The sequence below is a fragment of the Pseudoclavibacter helvolus genome, assembly GCF_014191305.1.
Taxonomy (GTDB): Bacteria; Actinomycetota; Actinomycetes; order Actinomycetales; family Microbacteriaceae; genus Pseudoclavibacter; species Pseudoclavibacter helvolus.
Genome location: NZ_JACHWJ010000002.1, coordinates 204,487 through 219,517, shown reverse-complemented (window position 1 = coordinate 219,517; position 15,031 = coordinate 204,487). Strand labels below are relative to the sequence as shown.

Here is a 15,031-nt window from a genome sequence, read left to right as displayed (position 1 = left end):
GGCACGCTCCTCACGGGGAGCGGGTCCTGGCAGGCAATATCCAGAAGAGAGCATCCCACGACGCCGAGCATCCGGGACGCGGTCGCGTCAGACTTCGACACGGCCCGGATCGCCGTCGGCATCTCGTCCTGTCTCACCTGCCTCGAGTGCCTCCCTCGCGGCCGGCGCCTCAATCCGACCCTGCGCCTCCGACTCGCTCGGCGACGCACCCCGCTCCGACGCATCATCCGCCTTCACGACGTCGAGCATCCCCGTCGTCGCTTCCGTGTACCACTCGGTGAGCGCCGGGTCCTCGGAGTCGAGCCACGCACCGGCGCCGTGCTCGGCCTCCACGACGCTCGCCCCGAACACGAAGTCGTCCCCGTGCTCGGCGATGCCTGCACGCACGCCCTCGTCGATGGCCTCCTTCGCGTAGCGACGACGCATCATGTACGGGTCCATGCGCAGGTCCTTCGCCCACGCCCACATGATGCCCATCACGACAAACGCGAACGGCAACGCCGTGACGACCATGATCGCCTGCAGCCCCGAGAGCGCATCCCGCCCGCCCGCAAGCAGCAGCGAGGCGGCGATGAGGCCGAGCATGAGGCCCCAGAAGATGGTGACCCAGCGCGACGGCTCGCCCTTACCCTGCTGGCTCATCGAGCCCATCACGATTGAGGCCGAGTCGGCAGAAGTGACGAAGAAGATCACGATCGACACCAGGGCGACGACACTCGTGATCGCCCCCAGCGGCAGCGCGTCCAGCAGCGCGAAGAGCTGCGCCTCAGGCGAGCCGGCCCCGCTCACGCCGGCCCCCTGCGTCTCCAACCACATGGTCGTGCCGCCCACGACCCCGAACCAGACGAGGCACACCGCTGACGGCACGACGATGACAACCGTCACGAACTCGCGCAGCGTGCGGCCACGGGATATCTTCGCGATGAACAGGCCCACGAACGGCGTCCACGACACCCACCACGCCCAGTAGTACGTGGTCCAAGCCTGCATGAAGACCTCCGTCTCGTCCCCCATCGAGGCATTGCGCATCAGCATTGTCCCGAGCTCGCTGAAGTACGCGACGCCCGCGGCGGGGATGATGTTCGCGAGCAGCAGCGTCGGACCGGCGATGAGCACGAAGAGACCCAGGACGCCCGCGACGACCATGTTGACGTTCGACAGGATCCGGATGCCCCGCTTCACGCCCGACACGGCGGACAGAATGAAGAGGGCCGTGAGCACAGCGATCGCCCCGATGATGAAACCATTGCCGAGCGATCCGAGCCCCGTCACCATCTCGACGCCCGAAGCGATCTGCAACGCGCCGATCCCCAGAGAGACGGCAGTGCCGAAGAGCGTCACGAGAATGGCGAAGATGTCGACCATCGGCCCAAACCAGCCCTGCGTGCGCCGAGAGAAAACGGAGTCGAAGAGCGCCGAGATCAGCGGAGGTCGGCCTCTCCGAGAGGCCGCGTACGCGATAGCGCCACCTACGAGCGCGTAGTAGGCCCACGCCATCGGCCCCCAGTGCAGCACCGTCTGGGCGATCGCCGTGTGCATCGCATCCACACTGCCCGGCTCCACGTTGAAACCGTGCGGCGGCGCGAGGAAGTAGGTGAGCGGTTCCATCGGTCCGTAGAAGAGGAGCCCAATACCGATGCCAGCGGAAAAGAGCATCGCGATCCACGACATCATCGAGAACTCGGGCTTCTCGTCGTCGGCACCGAGTCGCACCCCGCCCGTGCGGCCGTAGCCGACGACGAGCATGAAGATCGCCACGACGATGGTCAGCGCCGAGAAGAGCCAGCCGAGGTTCTCCGTCACCCAGTCGAGTGACACCGAGCCGACCGCGGAGATGCTGGCCGGGTCGAGGAGAGCCCAGCCGATGACCGCGACGACGCCAGCACCGGCGACGTCGAACACCCACCAGTTCGTTCGGAAGGCGCGACCCGTCTCCTCAACGCCGATGCCGGGGATGAGGGCGGGATGCACCGGATCCGGGTCGATCACCTCCCGGATGATGCGCGTCACCGGCTTGCGTTGCGGTCCGTACGACGGGGACTGCGGTCCGGGCGAGGAGGGTGGTGTGTCCCGTGAGCTCATGGCGCGGGGAACGTCCGTTTCTCTCGGGGGAAGGCAAACGGGGTGCAACGTTACCCGAAGGGTCGAGGAACTTCGGAGGCCCGCTTGCCAGACTTGGCGGAGATACGCGTGCTCTCGCGGCCAGAACAGCTGCCGCCGCACGTCCATCCCTCCCCCGAACGCAGAGGACACCCATGCCCCTCAACATCGCCGACCTCAAGATCAGCAGCCCCGACTTCCAGCCCGGAACCCGCCTCGCAGACGAGTTCAGCGCAGACGGCGGGAACGCCGCCCCGCGCCTCGAGATCACCGGCGTCCCGGCCGAGGCCGTCGAGCTCGCGCTCCTCGTGCACGACCCGGATGCGCCCCTTCCGCTCGGCTTCACCCACTGGGTTGTGTACGGCCACCCGGCCCGCGACGGCGCCGTGGATGTGGGCGGCGAGAACGTCCGCGTCGGCGCGAACACCGCGGGCAAGAACGAGTACATGGGCCCGCGACCCCCGGCTGGCCACGGCGACCACCACTACTTCTTCACCGTCTACGCGCTCGACCACCACGTCGAGGGGATCCCCTCCCGCGAAGAGTTCCTTGAGGGCTACGCGCACGCCATCCTGGAGCAGAACCGCATCGTGGGGCTCTACTCCAACTGAAGCGGCGTCACTACCCCCGGCGTTCCCCTCAGCCGCCCCGCCTAGAGTTGGTGCGGTGACCCACCCCCATGACCCCACCCAGGGAGTCCGAGGCGAGCTCGCCCAGGACACCACCATCGACAACCGCGCCCCGCGGCCGCCCCGGTCGAAGGCGGGGCGTGCCGTCGAGAAGAGCGTGCAAGTCGTCGGCGACAAGGTCGGCCCCAACAGCGCGCTGATCCTGCTGCTCGTGATCGGGCTGGCGATCGTGGTCGGGCTCAGCGTGCTCGCGGCCGAGATCTACGAGGCCGTGACCGACAGGGACGGGGTCGCCGGCCTCGACCAGCCGTTGCTTGACTACGCGATCACCCTGCGCTCCCCCGTCGCGGACGCCGTCATCACCGGATACACCGACATCGCAGGTCAGATCGGCATGCCCATCATCGCGATCGCGACACTGCTTGTGCTCTCCATCCGGCGCCGATCGTGGACCCCGGTCATCCTCATCGTCGCCGCGGGCGGCGGGTCGCTCCTCATGACCGTTGTCGGCAAGAACTTCATCGGCAGAGTGCGGCCCGAGCAGTCGGAGGCTGTGCCGCCCTTCGAGACCTCGGCGTCGTTCCCGAGCGGACACACCCTCAATGCGGTCGCCGTGGTCGGCGTCATCGCCTACCTGCTTATCCTCAGACGGCAGACGAGACGCGCGCGGGTGCTCATCGCGCTCGCTGCCGCGCTCTTCGCGCTCACCGTCGGCCTCTCGCGCGTATACCTGGGTCACCACTGGTTCACGGATGTGCTCGCCGGCTGGGTCATCGGCGCCGCGTGGCTCGCGTTCGTGATCTTCGCGCACCGGCTCTACCTGTCCATCCGCGAGCACCGGCACGCGCGGCAGGTCAGGGCGGCGTCGGGGGCGGCAGCACCGTCAGGATCAGCAGGCACAGCACCGACCTGGGCTGGCACCGGCACCGGCACCGGCACGGAAACGGACCTCGAGAGGTAGCGCTCCTCTCCCAGGGACACAGACTGACTACAAACGACGGTGGCCCGCCTCTTTGAAGAGGCGGGCCACCGTCGTTTTCAGGTGAGCTCGAGGTCAGTTTCAGACGCGCTGCTCGTGCACTGCCTCGAGCGCTTCGCGGTCCTCGGGGAGCATCCCGTCGATGGGCTCGCCGTTCCAGACGATGTCCGCGCCGAGGGCCGCGAGCAGCTCCTTGCGCTCGCCGGGCGAGAGCTGGGCCCCGTGCACGATCGTCGCCGGGCTCCATAGCATGGCGAGCTCGTCGTGCCAGCCGGCGCCGACGTCGCGCACGTGCAGCAGGTCGTGGAGCGACTTCGGGAGGTGCTTGATGGGCTCGGCAAACGCATCCGCGAGCACGGCCAGCTTCACCTGACGCTCGACGCCGGGCGCGACCACGAACGTCTCCGGGTTGGTGCCCTTGAACGCCTCCGAGACCTCTTCAGCCTCGAGCAGGATGACGCCGCTTGTGGGGCGCGGGTTGCACTCGATCGCGAACAGCCCGCCGTCGTTGTCGACGAAGTCGAACGAGAGCTGGCCCGTGTAGTTCGGGTCGAGGGTGTCGACGAGCTTCTGCGTGTAGTCGAGCGTTTCCGTGCTGTCGATTGCCTCGAAGGAGATGCCGGTGCTGTGCGCCCACTGCTCGGGCGCGCGGTAGGTGCAGTGCGCCGTCACGCGGCCATCGACGACGATGCTGTACGTGCAGATCATCGGTCCGTCCACGAACGGCTGCACGAGCCAAGGCTGGTTGGGCGTGGGCACTGCGTCCTCGACTGACATCTTGCCGGCAAGCGGTCCGGTGTTCGTGAGCAGTCCCACGCCGCCGCGCGAGAACGCGGCGCGCGCGAAGAACCTCGGGTACTTATCGATTGCCGACTGCAGCTCCTCGGGGCTGTTCGCCACGATCGTCTCCGGCACGGGCACGCCGGCCTCAATGGCGAGGCGCTTGAAGCTGGCCTTGTCGTGCAGGCGTGCGAGCTGCTCGAACCCGCCAGTGAATACGCTGGTGCCGTCCGGGAGCTCGTGGCCGCGGGCCGCGAGGTAGAAGGCCTCCTCGAACGTCGGGATGATGACGTCGATCTTGTGCTCTTCCGCGATATTCACGAGGTCTGCGATGAACTCATCGGTGTTGAATCGCGGCGAATTCGTCACGATGTGCCCTGCAAGATACCTCGAGTGGTTGCCGATCGCTCCCTCGTACGTGTCGCTTGCGAACACCGTGTGCCCAGTGCTGCCGAGCTTGCGGATGATGTCAAGCGCAAACGTGTTCCGGGAACTGGTGACAAGTACTCGCACGAGGAAATCCTCTCGAGGGGAAAAGCGGGGTCACGCCAGCCTAGTGAAGTCGACGTCGCATCCTCGACCCGGACATTCATGAGGAAACTCCCCGCGAAACTCCCCGCATCCGGCCTCCTTGGCGGACTCCCCGCACGGCGGTCACGTGAAATGTCGGCGGCCGGTGCTGTACTGAAACCATGGAAACTCAGGGGTGGGTTGCGCTGAGCTTTGTGCTCGGGGCGGCAATCGCAGGCATCATCGCTCTCGTACTTCGGAGCCACGCCAACAAGCGCTGGCGGGCGACGCTTGAGGAGCGCCAGAACGCGGCGGAGGCCGAGCGGAAGGCGCTCAACGCCGAGGCCGAGCGCGCCTACTCGGAGTTCCAACAGCAGAAGCAGATGGTGCTGGATGAAGCCGAGACGAAGCTGGGGCAGCTCGCGTCAGCACATGAACTTGCGTTCCAAGACCGCCGGATGCTCGTCGACTTCCTCAAGGACCGAGCCAGGCGGTCGGTCGAGACGGAGCTCGTGTCGCGCGAGGCCATCCTGCAGGCGAGCGCGACGCTCGGGCTCAACGGTGTTCTCGCGACTCGCACATTCATCCTCGTCCAGCAGGGCATGAGCACCAACCGTCACGTCGTGCAGCTCGACCACGTGCTGCTCACTGACGCCGGCGCGCTCCTCGTCGACCACAGGACCTGGGACGGCGTGATCTTCGACGGCGTGCGTCCGGGCGAGGCCGAGCCCGCGTTTGCGAACCTCATCGACGACACGGCACTGCGCCCACCCTTCGCCCTCCAGATCGTCGGCAGCCGCGCCTCGGGTTCCGCCGACGAATCGAACCAGCCTGCGGACGGCACCCTACGTGTGATCACCCACCTCGGCGACGCGTCGCCGCGAAGGCAGGCACTCACCAAGGCGGCACAGCTCGCCCAATTCACCGAAGAAGCCCTCGGCGAGGTGATCACCGTCGACACCTGCGTCTTCTACTCCAACGCCGCCGCAAAGGTCCTCACGGACGCAGCATCGCTCACCCCGTCCGCAGACCGCTCGGCAGTCATCTCCGACGAGGCGCAGTTCCTCGATCTCCTCGTGCGGCGGGAACGTGCCAGGCGCCGCCCCCTCACGGCTGAGCAGATCGAACAGTTCACGGCCCTCCTCCACGAGCAGGGCGCGAAGATCGACGCGTTCGGCGACTACGCGCACCTGGCGTCCGCGGCCGAGCCGATCGACGACGGTGCGGCGCCAGCACCAGCGCCAGAAGCAGCGGCAGCGGCAGCACCTGCACCGGAGGCGTCACCTGCGCCGGCACCAGCCGTGGATGCAACGGCAACGGAAGACCCGGTCGTGGTCTCCGCACCCGCGGAGCCCGCCGAAGCTGCGACTGCCGCCGCGAGGTAGTCCTGAATCCGCCACTCACGACCCACGACATCAAGGAGAAGCAGCCGAAGTTAGAACTCTGAAGCCACGTGTGCTCGGATGACTTCCCGCACGCAGCCCGACGACCCGACGACGTTCGGGTTGGTAGCGTCCGGCGATGTTCCCCGTGCCACGGGGCCAGCCGGAACGGGAGCCGGACATGTCACTCACTAAGCAGATCGACGTCGAAGTCGTTGTCGTGGGTGGCGGGGTGATGGGCGCATCCGCCGCCTGGAGCCTCGCGCGCCGCAGAGTGAGCGTGGCCCTCATCGAACGCTACGAGCCGGGCCATCGACACGGCGCATCCCACGGCGCGACCCGCAACTTCAACCCCGTCTACGCCGAACCGCACTACCTCGAGCTCCTGAACCGAGCCCACACGCTGTGGCGGGAGCTCGAAGACGACTCAGGCGACGTGCTCCTCGACGAGATCGGCTTCATCGACCGCGGGTCTCGGCCTGCGGCACCCGGCAATGACGACGACCGGGCGGGCACCTTCGACTCCGAGGAGCTGCCAGCCGCGGTCGCCCAAGAGCGCTGGCCGCTGCTGCGCTTTGACGACGCCGTTCGGTTCTTCCCCCGCGGCGGTCGCCTTTACGCCGACCGCACCGTGAACGCTCTGCATCGTCAGACGGCGGCTCACGGCGGAATCGTCCGGCACGGTCTGCGCGTCACTGACGTCACGCCGCGGGCCGACCATGAGGTGAGCGTCTCGGCGCTCGGAGCGGAGGGCGAGGCCGTCTCGATCAAGGCCCGCCGCGTCATCGTCGCAGCAGGGGCTTGGACGCAGAAGCTCCTCGGCGCGCACCTGCCCTTGCCACCGCTCGTCGTCACGCAGGAGCAGCCGGCGCACTTCAGCGTTCGACCGGAGTTCGCCGCAGCAGCCGAGCTCCTCCCCTCCTTCAACCACCGCAGCGCAGCGATCGGCGGCGAGTGGTGGCCATCCGGCATCTACGGGATGCACACGCCGGGCGAGGGCATCAAAGTCGGCTGGCACGGGGTCGGCCCCGTCACCGATCCCGACCAGCGGAGCTTTACCGCAGACCCCGACCAGCTCGAGCAGCTGCGCGAGTACGTTCGGCAGTGGGTTCCCGGCGCGGATGCGGAAACCGCCGTCGACATCAGCTGCACCTACACGACGACCCCGGACTCGGGGTTTGTCCTCGACCGCTCGGGACCAATCGTCGTCGGCGCCGGCTTCTCGGGCCACGGCTTCAAGTTCGCTCCGGCCGTCGGCGAGGTGCTCGCGAACCTCGCGCGGGGACGCGCACACGCGGCCCCGCACTTCTCGCTCGCCCGCGCAGGAATCTTCCGCTGAGCCTGCGCCCGCGCCCGCACCCATGTCTGCGCCCGCGCGTCTCGGGCCGGGTCCGGGTCCGGGTCTGCGGCCGCGTCCGGGTCTGGATTTGATGCCTTTCCGCGAGCGACTCCGCAGAGCTTGAGGCAGGAACAGAGCTCGAGGCGGGAATGCGAAAGGCCCCGCTCGGCGGGGCCATTTCGTGTCGTACAGGACTGCGTGAAATCCAAAAAATGTCTGGAACTCCAGAACAGCGTGAAATTCAAGAACTGCGTGAAATTCAAGAACTGTGGGATGTTCAAACTTGCTGGGGTACCTGGACTCGAACCAAGAACAAAGGTACCAGAAACCTCCGTGTTGCCAATTACACCATACCCCACTGGCACCGAAGCGCCTCAGAGAGCATAGCGCACTCCCGGAGGCTGATCAAATCAGCGTGGCGCGGGGCGCTCAGGGCCGGACCTACAGGCCGAGCAAATCCCTATCGACGGCCATACCGGTCTGCGCCCCGTTGCCTGCAGCGACGATCAGCATCTGCGGGCCAGGACCCGTCAGCTCGCCCGTCGCGTAGATGCCGGGCACGCTGGTACGGCCGTGCGCATCCGCCGCCACCAGGCCCAGCCCATCGAACTCGATGCCGAGCTCGCTCGCGAAGTCGAGCTTCGCGACGTAGTTCGGGCGCACGAAGACCGCTTCGGCCGTCACGACGTCACCGTCGGCGAGCGCAACGCCTGTGACCCCACCCGGCCCGCCTTCGACGTCGACGACCTCGCGGGTCTCGACGACAACACCACGCTCCAGGAGGTCCAGCTCCTGCAGCGCACCCAGCTGCCTCTCCCCCGCGAACACCGTGAGGGCACCGCTGAAGCGCGTGAGCTGGACGGCACGCTCGTACAGGTCGGTCACCCCTGGCGCCGCGATGACCGAGACTCGGCGATCGCGCTGCGTCCAGCCGTCGCACTCGACGCAGCTGTGGATGCTCGTGCCGTAGAACGCGCGCAACATGGGCAGGGCCGGAAGCACCTCGGTGAGGCCCGTCGCCAGGATGACTGAACGGGCGAATACGGCGCGGGCCGGGGTGCCCCGCACGCCCTTCGCCTCGACGGCGAACCGGTACGGCACACGCACACCGTCCCGACGACGCGACGCGACCTCGCGCGGGTCCGCGCTGAAGCTCTGCCCATCAGCGACGGGCACACCACCCGCCACGAACGCGAACGACCCCTCGAACGCGGCCCCCTGTGAGGCTCCGGCGCCCGCCGCCTCGCCGTCGCTGAGGGTACGCACCCGTGTCACCTGGGCGAACTGAATCTCCGCATCCTCATAGGCCACGACGTCCTCCCGCCCGAGCCGCCGCAGCTCGTTCGGGGCCGTGTGGTCGCGGGTGAGGAAGCCGTGCGCCTCAAGCGTCGCCGAATGCCGTGGCCTGTTGCCGTCGAGCACGAGCGTCGAGTAGCGGTGGCGCGCGAGAATCAGCGCGGCCTGCAGCCCCGCGGGGCCGCCCCCGATGACAACGACGTCGTAGTGCGTTCCCAACGCCTCAGTCATGCAGTCCTCCCGGAGTCTCGCGCCCGCCAGCTCGGCCGAACGGGCATCCACTGAGGTTAGCCTCACCCGTCACGACGTGCGAGGGCGGCGCGAGTCGCGGCGGTTTCACGCAGGGCTCCGGCGCGCTGAGCGCGCGACTCCACGACGCCACCGCTCCCACCCCGCCACGCCATGCCGCCACTCCGAAAACAAGTCTCGGGGTGGATGCGCGTCGCGAACTACGCCGCGAGACGCGAGACGAGCGAGCGGATACGTGCGAGCGACTGCTCGCGGCCGAGCAGCTCGAGCGACTCGAAGAGGGGCGGGGAGATCTTGCGGCCGGAGACTGCGACGCGGATCGGCCCGAACGCGACGCGCGGCTTGAGGCCGAGCCCGTCGATGAGGGCGCCGCGGAGGGCAGCCTCGATCCGCTCGGTGGTCCACGCATCCGGCGCGTCGAGCGCGTCGAGTGCCGTGATGGATGCGTCGAGCACACCCGTCACGTCGCCCTTGAGCGAACCGACCGCCGTGTCCTCGACCTCGAGATCGGCGGCGTCGACAAACAGGAAGCCCAGCATCTCGGGGGCCTCGCCGAGGAGCTGCATGCGCTCCTGCACGAGGGGCGCCGCGCGCCCGAGGAGCTCGAGCTGCGCATCCGTCGGCTCGAGCGACAGCACGCCGGCGAGCTGCAGCGGAGCGACGAGGCGAGACGCGAAGTCGTCGGCAGCGAGCAGGCGCATGTGCTCGCCGTTGATGGCCTCGGCCTTGGTGAGGTCGAAGCGTGCCGGGTTCGGGTTGACGTCCTCGACGTCGAACGCGACGACCATCTCGTCCATCGTGAACACGTCACGGTCCGCGGCGATCGACCAGCCGAGCAGCGACAGGTAGTTGAGGAGGCCCTCCGGAAGGAAGCCGCGGTCTCGGTGGTGGAAGAGGTTCGACTCAGGGTCGCGCTTCGAGAGCTTCTTGTTGCCCTCACCCATGACGTACGGCAGGTGGCCGAAGCGCGGAATGAACTCGGCGACTCCCACGTCGATGAGCGCGTGATAGAGCGCGATCTGGCGCGGCGTCGACGAGAGGAGGTCCTCGCCGCGGAGCACGTGGGTGATGCCCATGAGCGCGTCGTCGACGGGGTTCACGAGCGTGTACAGCGGCTTGCCGTTCGGCCGGACCAGCACGAAGTCGGGGAACGAGCCCGCCTTGAACGTGATCTCGCCGCGCACGAGGTCGTCGAACGAGAGGTCGGTGTCCGGCACACGCAGGCGCAGCGCCGGCTCGCGACCCTCCTCCTTGAGGCGTGCGATCTCGTCGGCAGACAGGTCGCGCTCGTAATTGTCGTAGCCCATCTTCGGATCGCGACCGGCCGCGATGTTGCGCGCCTCGATCTCCTCGCCAGTCGCGAACGACTCGTACAGGTGGCCGGCGTCGCGGAGCTTCTGAATGACGTCGAGGTAGATGTCGGTGCGCTGCGACTGGCGGTACGGCTCGTGCGGCCCGCCGACGTTGACGCCCTCATCCCAGCCCAGGCCGAGCCAGCCGAGACCGTCGATGATCTGCTGGTAGCTCTCCTCCGAGTCGCGCTCCGCATCCGTGTCCTCGATGCGGAACACGAACGTGCCGCCCGTGTGCTTCGCGTAGGCCCAGTTGAAGAGGGCCGTGCGGATGAGCCCGACGTGCGGGGTGCCCGTGGGAGACGGGCAGAAGCGGACGCGGACATCGCTGCCCGTTGCGGTGGTTACGAGCGAAGAAGAGGATGCAGTCATGAGGCCCCCAGCTTACCGGGGCGCGGCCAGGCGCTGGGCGATCAGTCCAGTGTCTTCCGCCAGGCGCCTTCGCTGACGAACAGTCGGAAACCGAGCGCCTCGTTGACGTCGAGCATCGGGCGGTTCTCCTCGGCGTTGTAGGTGTAGACGCGCTCGGTGGCTGGCGACAGCAGGCGCCACGCGAGCAGGTTCTCGGCCTTGACGAGCATCCCCAGCCGGTGCCCCCTGTGTTCGCGCAACACGAGCGTGTCCTCCTGGTCGGCGCGCTTCGTGCCGTCGTCGAAGCGCTGCAGCTCCGTGAAGGCCACGAGTTGCCCGCTTGGCACATGCTCGATCGCGCCGACAAGCACCTGGTCGCCTCGGGCGAGCGCCGTCGCCTCGAGCTCGTCGCGCACCCGCTTGGCGTCCCACTGCTGCTCGTCCTCGGCCAGGTCCCCCTGCGGCGCATCGGTACTCATACGGGCCTTCAACTGTGCGTAGTCGTCGACGTACTCGTCTGGCGTCGGGTAGGTCCACGACACGTAGCGGTAGTCGTCGCCCACCGCCTCGCGAGCCTCGTCCCGGAGCGCCCGCAGCGCCGGGTCGTGCTCCTCACCCAACTCGAGCACGCTCATCCGCTCGACCTGACCGAGCTGGAAGCCGCGCCGCACGAGCATCTGCGCGGCCGCATCGAGAGCCGGCACGTCGCCGACACCGGTGGGCGACGGGATGCGCGGACCCACGACCTCCCGATGCACGACCCAGGTGCGGATCTCGGTGCGACCCGCCTCCCGCGCCAGTCGCTCCCCCACCTCATAGGCCGCGGACCCGAACCCGCGACCCCGCGCATCCGGGTGTATCTCGAGCATGACCTTCGCCATCTCGACGTCCTCGGTCAGCGGGAGGTCGAGGAGCACGCGGCCGACAAGCCGCCCGTGCTCTCGGATGAGCCGCCCGTCCCTGCGTTCGTAGTCACTCGGCTCGTAGCCGGGCAGCAGCACCTCAGCTGGCAGGACGAAGTCGTCGCTGGCATAGGTGTCCCGCGCGACGGCGTTGCGCAGCGCGGTCATCTCATGGAATGGCCCGGCCGAGGCGTCGTCGAGGGACGCGGGAATCGGGAGGGGCTCGGCGGTGAACCCGTCCGGGGCAGTGCGGGCGGTGGCAGAACTGTCGGTGGCAGTGGTATCGGACGACATCGAAGGGCTTCCTGTTGGCGCGGTGAAGCTGCAACATCGCAGCCGGCAAGGGTATCGAAGGCCCAGCACGCACCTCAAGGGGCGGCGTGTCGACCGGCAAGCCCCCGCGCATCCACCCGCACGGCACCGCGTTCACCGTGGGACACGAAATCGCTGCCAGCCGTTTCCCCCTCTACGAACATCGTTAGAGGGGAAACGGCTGGCAGCGATGGGCTGGCGAGACGCCGGCGAACTGCGTGAGGCTCGCGCGGCGGCTAGCGCGCGGTGACGGGGTTCGAGAGCGAGCCGATGCCCTCGATCGTGCACGTGACGGTGTCGCCCTTCGCGAGGGGACCGACGCCCGCGGGCGTGCCCGTGAGGATGATGTCGCCGGGCAACAGCGTGAAGACGCTCGAGGCGTATTCGACGAGCTTGGCGACCGAGGTGATCATCTGCGAGAGGTCGCCTTCCTGGCGCAGCTCCCCGTTGACCTCCGCCGTGATCCGCCCGCTGGACGGATCGAAGTCGGTCTCGATGATCGGCCCGAGCGGGCAGAACGAGTCGAAGCCCTTCGCGCGAGCCCACTGGCCGTCGCTCTTCTGCAGATCGCGGGCAGTGACGTCGTTGGCGATCGTGTAGCCGAAGATGACCTGGCCGGCGTCGGACGCGGGCACGTTGCGGGCCACCTGGCCGATGACGACGGCGAGCTCCGCCTCGTGATCGACGCGCTCCGACTGCGGCGGCAGGACGATGGGGTGACGCGGACCGATGACCGAGGTGTTCGGCTTGAGGAACATCATGGGAGCCTCGGCGGCCTCGTTGCCGAGCTCGTTCGCGTGCTCCGCGTAGTTACGTCCGAAGCCGATGACCTTCGAGCGCGGCAGCACCGGCGACTGGAGCTGCACCTGGTCGATCGGGATGCGTTCGTCGAGCGTCTCGTAGCCGAGGTAGAGGGGGTCACCCGCCAGCTTGACGTAGACCTTCTCCTCCTCGTCGAGGATGCCGAAAGTGAGCTGACCCTGGTATTCGAAGCGCGCGATCTTCACCGGGCCAGCCTACAGCGGTGCCGGGTTCCGATCTCCACCCCGTTTCGGGATGGGTTCCTCATCTTGGGATGGGTTGCTACCCATCCGGAGATGAGGAACCCATCCCGAGACCGGCGGGCGCGGCCCGAGACTGGCGGCGGGCGCGGGCCGGAAGCGGCGGGCAGCAGGCAGCAGGCGCCGGAGACCGACCCGCCGCTACTGCAGCGCGGGGGCCGGCTCGGCGTCTCCGTCGGCGCCAGTCTTGATGGTCTCGCCGCGGAAGAAGCCGGGGCTGCGGAAGTACTGCACGACCATGAGCACAACGCCGAGGAGCAGCACGCCGACGCCGAGCACGAACACGAGCCCGATGCCGTCCTGGGCGATCCCATCGGCGTCGTAGCGCGTCGCGAAGATCGCCGAGCCGGAGCCGAACGACGGCGATAGCGACGCCCTCGCGGTCTCGAAGAAGAAGTAGAGCAGCGCGAGGCCGCCGAGCAGCGGGAACAGGAACCGGAAGAACACGTTGCGCGTGGATGCGAACAGGGAGCGACGGAAGTACCAGACGCAGGCGAGCCCGGTGACGCCGTAGTAGAAGCAGACCATGAGGCCGAGGGCAGCGATCGTGTCCCACAGGGCGTTCTCGGAGAGGAGGCGCAGCACGATGTAGAAGGCGATGGCGGCAACGGCCGAGGCGATCGTCGCGACCGACGGCGACTTGAAGCGCGGGCTGACGCTCGCGTACGACTTCGGCAGCGCCCCGTAGTGCCCCATCGCGAGCAGCGTGCGCGACGGTGACACCATGGTGGACTGCAGCGAGGCGGCCGAGCTGAACATGACGGCGACGGTCATGAGCAGCGCGAACGGGCCCATGATCGGCTCCGCGAGGGAGGCGAGGATGCTCTCCTGGTTGTCAGGGTTGCCCGCGCCGAGCCCCTCCTCGCCGATCCCCGCGTAGGCGAGCACGGCGAGCGTCATGAGCACGTAGATGGCGACCATGACGAAGATCGTGAGCATGGATGCGCGGCCCGGCGTCTTCTCCGGGTCCTTCGCCTCCTCGTTCATCGTGATGACCGTGTCCCACCCCCAGAAGAGGAAGATCGACAGCGAGACGCCCGCGGAGATCGCGGCGAGCGAGCCGACCTCGAACGGGTTGAACCACGACAGCTCGATGGGCGTCGCGTCGAACGCCGTGCCGTTCCCGACGTGCACGAACGCCGCGATGATGAACCAGACGATCGCGATGAGCTGCACCACGACGAGCACGTACTGCACCTTCTTCGTCGACTCGACGCCCCGATACGAGATCCACGCCGCGAGCGCCGTGAAGATCACGGTCATCGGGATGTTGATCCAGAGCACGCGCGTGAGGTCGGCGAGCGCCGGGTTCTGGAAGATCTGCGCCAGCATGATGAAGAAGAAGTCGACGGCGACGGCCGCCAGGTTGGAGAGCACCAGCACGGTGGCGGCGATGAGCCCCCATCCGCCCATCCACCCGATCCACGGGCCGAACGCGCGGGTCGCCCACGTGAACGAGGTGCCGGAGTCGGGCATCGCCGTGTTGAGCTCCCGGTAGCCGAAGACGACGAGCAGCATCGGGATGAAGCCGACCAGCATGATCGCCGGCGTGTACACGCCGACCTCCGCGATGGTGGGGCCGAGGCCGGAGGTGACCGCGTAGGCGGGCGCGATGCAGGAGACGCCGATGACCGCGGCTCCGAGCACGCCGACCTTGCCAGCGGAGAGGCCCTTCGCGCTCAGTCCCCCACCGTGGAGCTCCTCGTTGAGCTTCGTGGCGGCTGAGGTTTCCGATGTTGTCATTTGGTGATGATGACCCATGGACGGCGACCCGTCAATGGGCCGAAAT

General features: G+C 68.0%; 11 protein-coding genes and 1 tRNA gene. 4 read left to right on the top strand and 8 right to left on the bottom strand.

The window, feature by feature from the left end; all coding sequences use genetic code 11:
• Positions 1-87: 87 nt before the first annotated feature.
• Entirely contained in the window at positions 88-2,010 is a 1,923-nt protein-coding gene (locus tag FHX72_RS07920; protein WP_338110081.1) for a BCCT family transporter, read from the bottom strand.
• Positions 2,011-2,255: 245 nt separating this feature from the next.
• On the opposite strand from FHX72_RS07920, the gene FHX72_RS07915 reads away from it, so the two are divergent.
• Positions 2,256-2,711 carry a YbhB/YbcL family Raf kinase inhibitor-like protein gene (locus FHX72_RS07915; protein WP_183624241.1) on the top strand — a complete coding sequence of 152 codons (456 nt, stop codon included), beginning with the start codon at positions 2,256-2,258 and terminating at the stop codon, positions 2,709-2,711.
• Between the two features lie 55 nt (positions 2,712-2,766).
• The gene (locus FHX72_RS19645; RefSeq protein WP_183624239.1) at positions 2,767-3,690 is read left to right on the top strand and encodes a phosphatase PAP2 family protein; all 924 of its coding nucleotides are present in this window, start codon (positions 2,767-2,769) and stop codon (positions 3,688-3,690) included.
• A 99-nt stretch (positions 3,691-3,789) separates the two neighbouring features.
• Here the strand turns inward: FHX72_RS19645 and FHX72_RS07905 are convergent, their stop codons facing one another.
• Positions 3,790-5,001, bottom strand: coding sequence for an ATP-grasp domain-containing protein (locus tag FHX72_RS07905; RefSeq protein WP_183624237.1), 1,212 nt, complete (start codon positions 4,999-5,001; stop codon positions 3,790-3,792).
• Positions 5,002-5,180: 179 nt separating this feature from the next.
• On the opposite strand from FHX72_RS07905, the gene FHX72_RS07900 reads away from it, so the two are divergent.
• Together FHX72_RS07900 and FHX72_RS07895 are read left to right on the top strand one after the other, a co-directional pair.
• Positions 5,181-6,383 carry a hypothetical protein gene (locus FHX72_RS07900; protein ID WP_183624235.1) on the top strand — a complete coding sequence of 401 codons (1,203 nt, stop codon included), beginning with the start codon at positions 5,181-5,183 and terminating at the stop codon, positions 6,381-6,383.
• Positions 6,384-6,561: 178 nt separating this feature from the next.
• Positions 6,562-7,719: an FAD-dependent oxidoreductase gene (locus FHX72_RS07895; protein ID WP_183624233.1), complete on the top strand. Its 1,158-nt coding sequence runs from the start codon at positions 6,562-6,564 to the stop codon at positions 7,717-7,719.
• Positions 7,720-8,005: 286 nt separating this feature from the next.
• On the opposite strand, the gene FHX72_RS07890 is transcribed toward FHX72_RS07895, so the two are convergent.
• From FHX72_RS07890 to FHX72_RS07865, 6 genes are all read right to left on the bottom strand, one after another.
• A tRNA-Gln gene (locus FHX72_RS07890) sits at positions 8,006-8,077 on the bottom strand.
• Between the two features lie 83 nt (positions 8,078-8,160).
• Positions 8,161-9,246, bottom strand: coding sequence for an NAD(P)/FAD-dependent oxidoreductase (locus tag FHX72_RS07885; protein ID WP_183624231.1), 1,086 nt, complete (start codon positions 9,244-9,246; stop codon positions 8,161-8,163).
• Positions 9,247-9,464: 218 nt separating this feature from the next.
• The gene (gene gltX, locus FHX72_RS07880) at positions 9,465-10,988 is read right to left on the bottom strand and encodes a glutamate--tRNA ligase (RefSeq protein WP_104284870.1); all 1,524 of its coding nucleotides are present in this window, start codon (positions 10,986-10,988) and stop codon (positions 9,465-9,467) included.
• A gap of 41 nt (positions 10,989-11,029) precedes the next feature.
• A complete protein-coding gene (locus tag FHX72_RS07875; RefSeq protein ID WP_068480614.1) occupies positions 11,030-12,163 on the bottom strand; it encodes a GNAT family N-acetyltransferase in 1,134 nt (377 codons plus the stop codon).
• Positions 12,164-12,417: 254 nt separating this feature from the next.
• Positions 12,418-13,188 carry a fumarylacetoacetate hydrolase family protein gene (locus FHX72_RS07870; protein WP_183624229.1) on the bottom strand — a complete coding sequence of 257 codons (771 nt, stop codon included), beginning with the start codon at positions 13,186-13,188 and terminating at the stop codon, positions 12,418-12,420.
• Between the two features lie 195 nt (positions 13,189-13,383).
• Positions 13,384-14,985 carry an APC family permease gene (locus FHX72_RS07865; protein WP_068480620.1) on the bottom strand — a complete coding sequence of 534 codons (1,602 nt, stop codon included), beginning with the start codon at positions 14,983-14,985 and terminating at the stop codon, positions 13,384-13,386.
• Between the last annotated feature and the right edge of the window lie 46 nt (positions 14,986-15,031).